Source organism: Chitinophaga oryziterrae (genome assembly GCF_009758125.1).
In the GTDB taxonomy this organism is placed as follows: Bacteria; Bacteroidota; Bacteroidia; order Chitinophagales; family Chitinophagaceae; genus Chitinophaga; species Chitinophaga oryziterrae.
The window spans coordinates 140,602-153,200 of sequence record NZ_WRXO01000010.1; the positions used below are offsets into that span (position 1 = coordinate 140,602).

Genomic DNA, 12,599 nt, shown 5'->3' on the forward strand with positions numbered 1-12,599 from the left:
AGATGACCGATTTACCTGTTCACATCCTGATGATTGATGACGATGAGGATGACTTTTATCTGGTGAGCCAATTATTACAGGATATTTCTCCTGGACAATATCAACTCGACTGGGCTCCTACCTATTCCAAAGCATTAGAGGAAATAGATAGAAAAGAACATGATATTTACCTGGTAGATTACCGTCTCGGCCCTTACACAGGTATTGATATACTCCACCATTTCCAGCAATTACAATTCAACGCCCCCGTAATTATGCTTACGGGTAAAGGCGATTATACAATAGATAAAGAAGCGATGCAGGCAGGCGCCTCTGATTACCTCGTAAAAGGGGAAATCAGTGCAGATCTGCTGGAACGATCTATCCGTTATGCGCTGGATGAAGCGCATCACCTGCGTATTATCGAAGAAAAAGAAAAGAAATATTTCAGTGTCTTCGAAAAAGCACACGACCTTATTATACTGGCAGACTGTAATAAAAATATCATAGACGCCAACCCGTCTGCTATCAGATCTTTACAATACAGCAAAGACGAAATATTACAACTGAACCTCAGACAACTCTTTTTCCAGGAAGAACAAAGCAAACACTTCTTTGATCATATCTGCGGAGAAGATTCCAGTCTGCAAACAGAATATAACTTCCTTACCAAAGAAGGCAAAAAGCTGGACGTACTGGTAAGCGCCGTTACACTGGATGAAGAGGAACAGGTATTCCTCTGTGTGGTACAGGATATCACAGAGAGAAAACGCGAAGAGCTGGAGAAACAACAACAACAAAAGTTTGTAATCACCGGCCGTATCGCGCGCGTGATCGCACATGAAGTAAGAAATCCTCTTACCAATATATTACTCGCCGTAAGCCAGTTCAAAGGCGAACCGGTAAGTGTGGAAGAAAGCCAGGTATACGTTGATATCATTGAACGGAATTGTACCCGCATCAATCAGCTGATCACAGAACTGTTGCATTCTACCCGCATGATAGAATTGAATATCCGTCCTCATGGTATCAATGAATTAACAGATAAGGCATTGGTACTGGCACAGGACCGCCTGCAACTGAATGAAATAAAGGTGCAGAAGGATTATGTGAAACCAGATGTAATGATCCCTGCGGACGATGAAAAAATAGCGATCGCACTGCTGAATATCATCATCAATGGAATAGAAGCAATGACTCCGGGCAAAGGCTTACTGACCATCAGAACAGAACGTCAGAAAGATAAAGCCATTATTATGATCACGGATAATGGCCCGGGTATTCCTGAAGATACAAGAGCCCGGTTGTTTGATCCGTTCTTTACGAACAAACCTAAAGGAACAGGGCTGGGACTTACCAGTACTCAGAATATAATCATGAATCACAAAGGAACAATACACGTAGAAAGTGAAATAGATAACGGCAGTACATTTACAATCGTATTACCCGTAAACTTATAAAAACAGAAAGAGGTTGTATCCAAAATAAATAAAGGACCTGAGAATCGTCGCCCCATACTATGATAGTCGAAGGGAGAACCGCTCAAATATATTTACCTTTTTATGTTGATATTTTTTGCCGGCCTGACGTAGATCGTTTGATATACAGGAATGCAAAATACATACCGTGCAACAAAAAGGGGCGCTATAAAGCGCCCCCGTAAATAAAACATTAATATCGATCTCGTTCTAATAATTTATATTCAGTAAACGCAATTTATTGTACAATGTTTTGCGGTCTATGTTCAATAACTGCGCAGCTTTTGTCTTATTATACTTCACCTCTTTCAGCACATTAATGATCTTATTATACTCTGCCTGTAAAGCAACCGTTTTAAGATCATTCTCGTTGGTAATTGAAATCAATTCACCTGTCATATTCACCTGGTGATCTTCTTCATAAGAAGGTTGTGAGAATGACTCTTTCATTTCCAATGGTAGTGTCGACAATGTAATATCTTCATGTTCTGGTGTAAGCAAACAGGCACGACGTATCACGTTTTTCAGCTCACGTATATTACCTGGCCAGTTGTACTTGTTGAAACATTCCCACACATCATTATCAATCTTTCCGCAGTTCTTTTGCAGTTCTCTTTCCACCTGCCTCATAAACGCATTTACAAACAACGGAAGGTCAAGCACTCTCTCACGCAATGGTGGAATATAAATAGTGAATTCGTTAAAGCGATGAAATAAATCCTCACGGAATCTTCCCTTCTGTACAGACTCTGACAACTTTTCATTAGATGCCACGATAATTCGTACATCAATAGGAATCTCTTTCAGACTACCTACACGACGGATTACTTTTTCCTGTATAACTCTCAGTAACGCTATCTGTATGTCGTAAGAAAGATTGGATACTTCATCCAGGAACAAAGTACCACCATGTGCCTGTTCAAAAGCCCCGATTTTGGTGTTGATCGCTCCTGTAAAAGAGCCCTTCTCATGACCAAACAACTCACTTGCTGCCAGTTCTTTGGAAAGGCTACCGCAATCCAGTGCAACAAAAGGTTGCGACTGACGTTTACTATGATGATGGATTAAGTGAGCTACCGATTCTTTACCAGTACCCGTTTCTCCAAAGATAATTACACTGTAATCAGTAGGAGCAACCAGTTTGATCTGACGTAACAGTTCCTTTGCGCCAGCACTTTCCCCATATACATATTTATGGCTTTTATCAAGCACTTCACTCCCGATATCTTCTGTTTCCTGCGGACTATTGCTTCTTTCAGGTCCGTTGCTCACAGAACGCATGGGCATAGATGATTCTCTTTCTCTTTCCGCATCCATATGTGCAAAGGCTTTATGGACCAGGTTCAGGATCTCATCCGGATACAATGGCTTCGAAAGATAATCGTATGCACCATTCTTCACCATATCAACAGCAACTCTTACGTCCGTATAACCGGTAATGATAATAACAATTGTACGCGGGTTGATCAATCGTATGTCCTGAAGCAGTTGAGCCCCATCAGTATCTTTTAAACGGTAATCACACAACACCAGATCAAAAGTCTTTTCCTTCATCATTTTCAGCGCTGTAGCACCGCTCATGGTAGTATCTACCTTAAAGCCATGTTTACTTAAGAACTTACTCAGTAACGTACAAATATTGATCTCGTCGTCAATAATCAGGATATTTCTCATAATATTTATATGTGGTGTTAGACAACAGCTAATTTAAATTTAATAATAGTATTACTTATTACTCAACATAGTACCCATCAGTTCGTCAAGATTCTTCACGTTAAAAGGTTTAGCCAGGAAATAACTGGCGCCTGCTTTTAATGCTTTCTGCTTCTCCATCCCATTGTCGTACGCACTGATTGTTATTACTGGCAGCGCAGGGCACTGCATCTTTATATCCGGAATTGCTTCAAGACCTGAACCATCCGGCAGGTGAATATCCAGGAAAAGGATATCGGGCTGCTGATGTTCCTGTAGGTATTGCATGCCTTCCGTAAGAGCATGTACATACTTTACACTATATCCATGTTTCACCAGGCTCAATTGCAATAGTTTACAGATATCGGGTTCATCGTCGATAATCAGAATAAATGGCCCTTTCTTCCCCCTGTTTGTTAATACTGAGTCGGATGGAAGTTCCACATCCGGTTTTATATCTTGTGACATGCTTACACTTATTCCATTAAGAAATTGATTACCAAGTATTAAAGAAGTACATTTTCCTCACTTTCAATCTATCTGCACTCAATATGCCGATATACCCCGTAAGTACATGTAACCAATCATTACTTTCAAATATCAATCCATTATAAATGTATTGATTTCCAGAACCCGAACCCTTAGAACCGTGGAATAAATTCCACAGCCCTTATAAAATCTCCACACTCAGCAGTATTACATATGAGAAATTATGCTCTTGGACTATATGGTATACTAATTGAAACGCTATATATCGCAGGATTTTTTTTCATTCATAACTGTTGTTTAGTTATTTGTCCCGGAGTAGTAGCCGGGACTTTTTTTTACCATTAACAATTCATTCACACTTTTGTTGTTATTACCTCATACATTTGAATGACAATATATCAGCATTTCATATTACAGTCTATACTTAGGGAATATGCCACACACTTGCCACTAGCCAGCATAGTCGTGCGATTTTTAACTTCATGTCTAAACTAAACCATCATGCGTACGCTTGCTTGTACCTTTCTGATCAATGGCGTAAATACTAAAGTTGCACTAAGAAAAAGAGGTCGGGAAAAGAGATTCCAGATAGTTGTAAGGGGACAGGTACTGGAATACACCTACACAAATGAAAGTGAAATCCAGCAGGTAGATGGGCCAGAACTGCCAGAAAGCGCCCTCCTGCCTCACATAGAATGGATGATAAGACATTACTTTACAGATGCAAAAAAAGAACAATAAGCAGGCTTCTTTTGTGTAGCTTAGGGAACTCCCGTACTTTTGCCCCAATGCAAAACGAATCATACACTCTTACAAACATCCTTTCTGCTTTAAAAATCGATGCGCTGAACGAGATGCAACTGGCATCCATCGAAGCAAATAAGCAGGCAGACAACGTCGTACTACTCTCTGCCACAGGCTCGGGCAAAACATTAGGTTTTCTTTTACCCGTACTGGACCTGCTGGATATCAATAATCCTACAACCCAGGCACTGATAGTAGTTCCTTCCAGAGAACTTGCGCTCCAGATAGAGCAGGTATTTAAAAGTATGGGAACGGGCTTTAAAGTAACCTGCTGCTATGGCGGACACCTGAGAGAAACAGAGGAAAACAACCTGATAGAAGCTCCTGCAGTCATCATAGGTACACCAGGCCGCCTGTGTGATCACCTGCGCCGGGAGAATATTAAACCAGATGGTATCCATACCCTCGTACTGGATGAGTTCGATAAGTCCCTGGAACTCGGCTTCCAGGAAGAACTGGCGTTCATCCTTCACTCTCTTAAATCCCTGAAGAAAAGGATCCTTACTTCCGCTACCGATGCTGTCGAGATCCCCGAATTCGTAGGACTCACAGAACCGGTTGAACTCAACTTCATCACAGAAGATACATCCAAAGCCCTCGCTATTCAATACCTGGAAAGCGATGGTAAAGATAAACTCGATACCCTCTTCCGCCTCATATGTATGCTGGGCAACCGCTCTACCATCGTATTCTGTAACCACAGGGAAGCGGTAGAACGTACCAATAACCTGCTCAAAGAAAACGGACTGGTGAGCGTATTTTATCACGGCGCTATGGAACAGCAGGAAAGGGATGCTGCCCTCGGCAAATTCAGGAACGGCTCTTCGAATATCCTGGTAACAACAGACCTCGCTGCACGTGGATTGGATATCCCGCACATCCGCTATATTATCCATTACCACCTGCCTAATACAGAAGATACATTCACCCACCGTAATGGCAGAACTGCCAGAATGGATGCAAGTGGTACCGCCATTCTGATCATAGGGCCGGAAGAAAAACTCCCTGCTTATGTTTCAGAAGAAGCGACTCCCATTACCTTACCGGACGAGATAGAACTTCCCGAGAAGCCAAAATGGACGACCTTCTTTATCAGTGCCGGTAAAAAAGATAAAGTAAATAAAGTAGATATCGTAGGCTTCCTTACCAATAAAGGACAGTTGAAGAAAGAAGAAATAGGGCTGATAGAAGTAAAGGATTTCTTCTCCTTTGTGGCTATTCGCAAATCAAAAGCCAGCACAACATTGCAGCTTGTACAAAACGAGAAGATCAAGAATAAAAAAGTAAAGATTGATATCGCTAAATAAATTGTTAAAAATATCCAGCTGAATAAAAGAAGAAAGCTCTTTACAGAGCTTTCTTCTTTATAATAATATTACTTTATCAGCCAGGGTTTCGTATTCAGATTATCTGCCCCTTGTCTTTCAACAGCAGCAGTTCTGTTCACCCCATTCAGCGATTGTTCTTTCAACGGATAAATAAATCTTACAGGCACTCTTCCATCGTTCAAATTGGAAGGACCAGGCACTATTTCAGGCATACCCGTGCGGCGCCAGTCGAACCATGCTTCCAGCCCGTTGAAATAATATGCTATCCACTTTTGTAAAGCGATCTTCGCCAGTCTCTCACTTTTATCTCCACTGTAAACTACACCCGCCTGGGTAAGATACCCCGCCGGCATGCTTACATCAATTCCATATACGGAAGGAACGACCGCTTTCCAGTAATCAAAGTTAGCAACTACCCCATTTGTATAATAAGTCTCCGCAGTCTCATTTGTGATCAATCCCATTTCAGTAGCTTCTGCCAGGGAAAATTCCAATTCTGAATAGGTCATCAGCAATCCTCTTGCAGCCGCAGGATCAGGCGCTGCCTGTCCCTGATCATTACATACCAGGCAGGCAAAAGTGTAGCCTATCCTGGAAACACCCTGTACACCACCATTATAGGCCAGTGCATCTACGTCGCTCAGGCCATTGGGGATCCCTGCTATTACAGGAGTACCTGCTGCCACAGACTTCTGTGTAGGACGGCCGAATACTTTTAACCGTGGATCACCTAAAGCCGTTAAGCGGTCGCTGAGTGTTTTACTCACACGGAACTCATCAATGGACCCTACACGGCTACCATATAATGGCCATTGGTTAGGTGCGGCAGACTGATATTTCAGTTCTGCATTATCACTGTTGTTTTCAAAAACGGGGTTGTTGATGCGGTCACTGACAATGGCTTCCATCGCAGCACTTACGTCTTTCCTTTTAGACATACGCAGCAGGTAGCGGATGCGTAACGAATTGGCCAGCTTGCGCCAGTGAATAATAGAAGAAGCACCACCACCATAAAGAATATCCCCATCCAGGTTGATAGTACTGCCACCTGTAGCCAATACCTTATTAGCCTTTTCAAGATCTGCCAGTATACCTGTATAAATATCTTCCTGTTTGTCATATACCGGCTGGTACAACCCTTCCAGCTTAGCTTTGCCTGCCTCGGAATACGGAATATCCCCATATGCATCTGTTGCCTGCGCAAACATCCACGACTTTAATATCAGCGACACACCATAATAAGGATTGGTTTCATCAGTCCCCACAGCAGCAAAAATATTCTGGAGGTTGCGATAGTTATCATACACATCGTCCCATACGCTGTTTTGCTCTCCCCACAGGTAGCGGTCCTCATTCACAAACTGGATCTTTGCATGATGCTGCACAACGATATTACCAATACCCCAGGCAGTATTCACCTGCCTGTTCATCATATTACGGATCACGCCACTCAGCAACAGATCTGGTGTTACATTGGTAGGATTATTTTCGTCTGTATTCGTCTCACTGAAATCGCGGGTACAGGCAGACAAAAGTCCGGCAATCAAAACAAACGTTATTATATTAAATAGTCTCATTTTTTTCTTTTTTTAAAACGTAAGGACTCATCATAATTTGAAGCTCAGGTTCACTCCATAACTACGCGCTGTAGGCAAGCTCATATACTCTATACCAGGTAATGCTGTACCACCTGAGTAAGACATATTCTCCGGGTCCACATGCGGAACATGATCCCATAAAAGAAGGTTACGCCCTACCAGGGAAACACTTAATCCTTTAATCAGCCGCTTCCCAAAAACACCCGGAATAGTATAGCCGATCTGCAATTCTCGCAGCTTCACAAAAGATGCATCATACATTACGCCTTCAGCAATACTACGGCCACCTGTCCATGCACTGTGCCACTCACGTACAGCAACCTTGGTCGTATTGGTGCTGAAACTGCCGTCTCCGTTTTGTACAGCTCCTGTACCGATCACACCATTTCCCGGCTTGCTCATGTCATATCCGTCTGCACGTCCTTCCAGCGTTTCTTTTATAATCCCCCCTTCACGTCCTACTGTTTGTGTATGAGAATATAATTTGCCTCCCTGACGGATATCAAACAGGAAACTCAATCTTACTCCCTTATAACTAAAGTTGTTGCCGATCCCCATCAGCCAGTCTGGATTATAATTACCCAGCCTTATTCTTTCTGTAGTAGCTACAGGGCGGCCATTCGCAGCAAATACCATCTGTCCCGTATACTTACCGGATTTATCATAATAAGCAGCTGCCGGGTCAGTATTTTGCACCCTCGCAAAACCAATTCCGTATAAATCACCCATACGCTGACCAACCCTTGCTTCCACACTTACACTACGATCTGCCATCACATAATTATCCAGGCCATCACTCAGTTCAATTACTTTACTGCGGTTTGCAGAGAAGTTCACGTACGCACTCCAGGTGAAATGTTTTTTCTGAACAGGCGTTACGTTCAGCATTACTTCCACTCCACTGTTCCTGATAGATCCTGCATTGATCACACGGGTTTCATACCCACTGGTATTGGAAAGAGGAATATTGAGGATCTGATTTTTAGTATTACTCTGATAATAAGTAATATCAATACCTGCACGGTTATTTAAAAACCGCAGATCTGTTCCAAATTCATAAGCAGAACTTATTTCCGGTTTCAGGTTAAGATTGGAAAGACGGCTGGTTTCTCCGTATACCTGCGATGCACCATATGGATCACTCCTGTTGTAGGTTTGTGTAAATGCAAAGGGATCTGTATCATTACCCACCTGTGCAAAACTGGCTCTTACTTTTGCAAAGCTGATAGCAGCAGGCAGTTTTATCATATCACTGATGACAGCACTTAATGCTACGGAAGAATAGAAATAAGAATTCTTCTCCGTACCTAATGATTTCAGGGCTTCAGGTAATGTAAGTGCGCTGCTGCGGTCATTACGGCCTGTTACATCCAGGAACAGTTTGTTATCATAAGACACTCCGGCAGAACCGTAAAAGCTATTAATACGTTTCCCTACATTATTCTGATTAGCCACCAGTGCAATGCGTGAATTCGTTAACCGATAAATGTCCGGGATATTCAATTGTCCCGCAACGGCTTCATTAAAACGGGAAGTCTGACGCATCTGGTTACCACCCAACGTAGCATTCACAGAAAACCTGCTATTGATTTCTTTATCTGCCGCAAACAGGAAGTCTGTATTACGCTCTTCATTGATGATATTTACCTCACGGTATTCTCCATAAGGGAAACGCTGTGTACTGAATGCACGGTGATATTCCCTGCGTTCACTACTCCAGTCAGTAGCAGAGCGTAACTGTACATTTAACCAGCTGGTAAGATCATATCTTAAGATCACGTTCCCGATCAGACGATCATAATACTGTCCGTTCGTATTTTGAAAAACGGTCATGTAGGGATTATCGTGATAATTATAATTCCAGTTGTATTGTTGTTTGTTGTCTAAACCCTTTTGCCACAGGCGGCGCAGGTCACTCACTTTTACGGATGATGGCAGCCAGCAGTTAAACAGGTACATAATACTTTCCGTACCATAACTGATAGATGGACGATTATCACTTTCACTTCTGATATAAGAAGCATAAGATTTAACAGTAAACTTAGGCGTGAGATTATAACTACCGGAGAAGGTAGTGGTATTCCTTTTTAAACCCGTATTAGGCACCATTCCCTTCTGATCCAGGTTCGTGTAACTTACACGCAGGTCTCCTTTGTCATTACCACCAGTGATCGCCACATTATTAGTGAATGTGCGGCCTGTTTCCAGGAAGTTCTTCAGGTTATCATTATCAGCTTCCCATTTGGTTGGAGTGATTACACTCCCTGCCGGTGCATTCATATCACCGCCTGTATACGGGATAGCCGTTCCGTTTAATGTACGGGGGGAATTAAACTGAGGGAACAACTGTCCTTTATAGGCTGGTCCCCAGCCTTCATCTGTACCATCAGACAAACCGCTGCCGGCGCCATTTACAAAAGCAAAATCTCCGCCACTGCTGTTCCCCTGTCCGTACACTTTCTGATACTCAGGTAATTTAAGTGGTGTTTCCAGTGTAAGATTGCTGTTTACTTCAACCCCCAGCCCCTGTTGTTTCTTACCGGATTTCGTCTTGATCATCACTACTCCATTAGCGGCCCTTGAACCATATAATGCAGCTGCTGCAGCGCCTTTCAACACTGTCATACTTTCTATATCATCAGGGTTGATAAAGCTGGCGCCATTCCCGAAATCCACTTCCAGGTTATTACTGCCGGACCCACCGTTAATGGCATTACTGATAGGTACACCGTCAATCACATACAATGGCTGGTTCTTGTTCAGGTCTACTGAACGTTCCCCACGGATAGAGACCCTGGAAGAACCACCTACACCGGATGGACTGCTCACTACAGTTACACCGGCAACTTTGCCAGCTAACTGGTTCACTACATTCGTTTCACGGGCAGTAGTGAGTTCATCCCCCTTCATTTCCTGCAGGGCATAACCCAGCTTCTTTCTCTCTTTTTTAATACCCAGTGCAGTAACAACTACCTCACCCAGCCCTTTTGTATCTATAGCCAGTGAAATAACTGCAGCCTGTGAGGCGGGCAGCTGTAGTGTAGCAAAACCGATATTACTGATGATGAGCACATCACTGTTCTCTGCCGCTACCGTAAAGTTCCCGTTAGTATCAGTAACGGTCTTTTTAGAAGTGCCCTTTACCTGGATAGTAGCTCCCGGTAAGGGTTGTTTATCATCGCCGGACAATACTTTACCGCTAATGGACTGAGCCATCGCTGCAAATGAAAATAAAATCAGAAAAACACCTGTCGCCAGGCCTTTGAGGCATAAGTTGTGCATAGCAGAATATAGATTGATTGATAGGTTACATCGATTCTGCTGCGAAGATTACAAACTTATTTTATGCCCGTTTTAACAGAAGGTTAACAGTTGGTTAATTATATAAATCCCTTCTCCAATGCAAGGAAGGCTTCTCTCGGATTCAGTTGCTCCCACAGTATAGTATACACGGCCTGTGCCACCGGTATATAAGCGCCTACTTCCCGGTTCATTTCAAACAGGCATTTACTGGCATAATAGCCTTCCGCTATCATGCTCAACTCCAGTTGTGCGGCCATTACACTATATCCTTTGCCAATCATATTACCGAAGGTACGGTTACGGCTATGCAAAGAATAGCAGGTTACCAGCAGGTCTCCCAGATAAGCACTGGCATTGTAATTATGTTCTGAACCGGCTTCAATATGTTCCTGCCCGTAAGTTTCAAGGAAATGCTGCATTTCCCGGAAGCAGTTGGTAATATAAACACTCAGGAAATTATCTCCGTATTCCAGGCCATGTGCAATACCGGCCCCTAATGCATAAATATTCTTTAATACAGCGGCCAGTTGCACTCCTATTACATCCCTGTTAACGATTGTTTGCAAATAGCTGTTGCCAAACATGTTGGCGATCTCCTGTGCAGGTTCTTCCTGTAACCCCGAAAATGTAAGGTAAGAGAGCTTTTCATTGGCTACTTCTTCTGCATGGCAGGGCCCTGTTATAGTGAAATACCTTTCCAGCGGAAGGTCAAACATCTCAGACAGGTATTCATTAATCAGGAGGTTATTACCGGGAACCAGTCCTTTGATAGCATTCACAACTTTCTTCCCGTTCAATGCACCGGGAGGTAACAACAGCATCACTTCTTCCAGGAAAGCAGAAGGTACGGCCAGCACCAGCAAATCACTGGCGGCTACCACTTCTTCCAGGTTACTGCTTAACTGTAAAAGGTTAGTATCGAAATATACAGAGGTTAAATAATGCTTGTTATGATGGCGCTGCTGCATATACCGGATCGTGTCGTCATTCCTGATCCACCACATGATCTGTTCCCCGTTATCCGTTAGTATTTTAGCTAATGCTGTAGCCCAGCTGCCGCTGCCTATAATGCCTGCTTTCAAGTATCTCTTTTTCTTGCAAAGTAAGGAATTTTACCATGCCAATATTACCATATCGTTTGGCCCCGTCTACAGGAGCCAATGACAGGAACGTAAAATATAAACAGGTGAATATTTTGCAGCCGGCGGGTTATGGGACCAGCGTTACAATACACAATTGCAGAACAGTGCTACCACAAGCTTCCTCAGCACCGTAGGAAGTGGCGGAGCAAATACTTCAGAAATCCCGGCACCTTCGACATGAACTATATTCTGACAAGTACAAAGGTATTAACTGATAATGGACACCGGGCCGGAAGTAATAACGTTAAAAGCAGCGGGAGTTACGGAGACTTCTGCTGCTTTTAAACTATATTATTTTTCAGTGTCAGGTGTAGCAGCAACGGCAGCTTTCTTAGTAGATACTTTTGCTTTTTTTACAGCCTTTTTCTTTACCGTTACAACCTTCTTCTTTGTTTTGTCCAGTCCTTTGCTCAACAATTTCGCAGCCTTCTTAATCCTGTTTTTGAATTTGCCTTCCCCCAATTCTTTTTTCAGATCAACTAACAGAAGATTCAACTTTTCTTCTATTGTATTGCGGGCATCTTTACGGGAAGATTTAGCTGCCTTTGGAGCATTTGTAGTAGCCATAATATTAATGAGAGTGGTTTAATGTGATAACATAAAATTAATGGTAATTTAACATAGGGCAATGTTAAGTTTTGCAAAAACGGCCCTAACAATCTATAAAACAACCATTTAGAGGAATATTAAATATAAAAACCTGTTATATTATGTTGCCCCGTATTTGTATTTTGATAAAATAAGCTTGTTAAGCCTGCCGGCATATAAGAAAAGAGCTACCTGCTG

The 12,599-nt window shown here is 42.7% G+C and carries 9 protein-coding genes; 3 read left to right on the forward strand and 6 right to left on the reverse strand.

Going from position 1 to position 12,599, the window contains the following annotated elements:
* The first annotated feature begins 2 nt into the window (after positions 1 to 2).
* Complete coding sequence (locus tag GO495_RS26410) at positions 3 to 1,439, forward strand: hybrid sensor histidine kinase/response regulator (RefSeq protein WP_157302954.1); 1,437 nt, start codon at positions 3 to 5, stop codon at positions 1,437 to 1,439.
* A 228-nt stretch (positions 1,440 to 1,667) separates the two neighbouring features.
* On the opposite strand, the gene GO495_RS26415 is transcribed toward GO495_RS26410, so the two are convergent.
* Positions 1,668 to 3,131, reverse strand: a complete 1,464-nt coding sequence (locus GO495_RS26415) for a sigma-54-dependent transcriptional regulator (protein ID WP_157302955.1) — start codon at positions 3,129 to 3,131, stop codon at positions 1,668 to 1,670.
* Positions 3,132 to 3,182: 51 nt separating this feature from the next.
* The gene (locus tag GO495_RS26420; RefSeq protein ID WP_157302956.1) at positions 3,183 to 3,617 is read right to left on the reverse strand and encodes a response regulator transcription factor; all 435 of its coding nucleotides are present in this window, start codon (positions 3,615 to 3,617) and stop codon (positions 3,183 to 3,185) included.
* A gap of 522 nt (positions 3,618 to 4,139) precedes the next feature.
* Between GO495_RS26420 and GO495_RS26425 the strand changes: the two genes are divergently transcribed.
* Together GO495_RS26425 and GO495_RS26430 are read left to right on the forward strand one after the other, a co-directional pair.
* On the forward strand, positions 4,140 to 4,379 hold the full coding sequence (locus GO495_RS26425) for a hypothetical protein (protein WP_157302957.1): 240 nt from the start codon (positions 4,140 to 4,142) through the stop codon (positions 4,377 to 4,379).
* Between the two features lie 47 nt (positions 4,380 to 4,426).
* Entirely contained in the window at positions 4,427 to 5,749 is a 1,323-nt protein-coding gene (locus GO495_RS26430; RefSeq protein WP_157302958.1) for a DEAD/DEAH box helicase, read from the forward strand.
* A gap of 68 nt (positions 5,750 to 5,817) precedes the next feature.
* On the opposite strand, the gene GO495_RS26435 is transcribed toward GO495_RS26430, so the two are convergent.
* The 4 genes from GO495_RS26435 to GO495_RS26450 form a co-directional block, all read right to left on the reverse strand.
* Entirely contained in the window at positions 5,818 to 7,347 is a 1,530-nt protein-coding gene (locus GO495_RS26435; protein ID WP_157302959.1) for a SusD/RagB family nutrient-binding outer membrane lipoprotein, read from the reverse strand.
* Positions 7,348 to 7,377: 30 nt separating this feature from the next.
* Complete coding sequence (locus GO495_RS26440) at positions 7,378 to 10,650, reverse strand: SusC/RagA family TonB-linked outer membrane protein (protein WP_157302960.1); 3,273 nt, start codon at positions 10,648 to 10,650, stop codon at positions 7,378 to 7,380.
* A gap of 98 nt (positions 10,651 to 10,748) precedes the next feature.
* Positions 10,749 to 11,753, reverse strand: a complete 1,005-nt coding sequence (locus GO495_RS26445; protein ID WP_157302961.1) for an NAD(P)H-dependent glycerol-3-phosphate dehydrogenase — start codon at positions 11,751 to 11,753, stop codon at positions 10,749 to 10,751.
* Positions 11,754 to 12,104: 351 nt separating this feature from the next.
* Complete coding sequence (locus tag GO495_RS26450) at positions 12,105 to 12,380, reverse strand: hypothetical protein (RefSeq protein WP_157302962.1); 276 nt, start codon at positions 12,378 to 12,380, stop codon at positions 12,105 to 12,107.
* Positions 12,381 to 12,599: the final 219 nt, after the last annotated feature.

Coding starts and splice junctions, on each gene's coding strand:
- GO495_RS26425 (WP_157302957.1), top strand. CDS start 4,140: ATGCGTACGCTTGCTTGTACCTTTCTGATCAATGGCGTAAATACTAAA.
- GO495_RS26440 (WP_157302960.1), bottom strand. CDS start 10,650: ATGCACAACTTATGCCTCAAAGGCCTGGCGACAGGTGTTTTTCTGATT.
- GO495_RS26450 (WP_157302962.1), bottom strand. CDS start 12,380: ATGGCTACTACAAATGCTCCAAAGGCAGCTAAATCTTCCCGTAAAGAT.
- GO495_RS26415 (WP_157302955.1), bottom strand. CDS start 3,131: ATGAGAAATATCCTGATTATTGACGACGAGATCAATATTTGTACGTTA.
- GO495_RS26420 (WP_157302956.1), bottom strand. CDS start 3,617: ATGTCACAAGATATAAAACCGGATGTGGAACTTCCATCCGACTCAGTA.
- GO495_RS26430 (WP_157302958.1), top strand. CDS start 4,427: ATGCAAAACGAATCATACACTCTTACAAACATCCTTTCTGCTTTAAAA.
- GO495_RS26410 (WP_157302954.1), top strand. CDS start 3: ATGACCGATTTACCTGTTCACATCCTGATGATTGATGACGATGAGGAT.
- GO495_RS26435 (WP_157302959.1), bottom strand. CDS start 7,347: ATGAGACTATTTAATATAATAACGTTTGTTTTGATTGCCGGACTTTTG.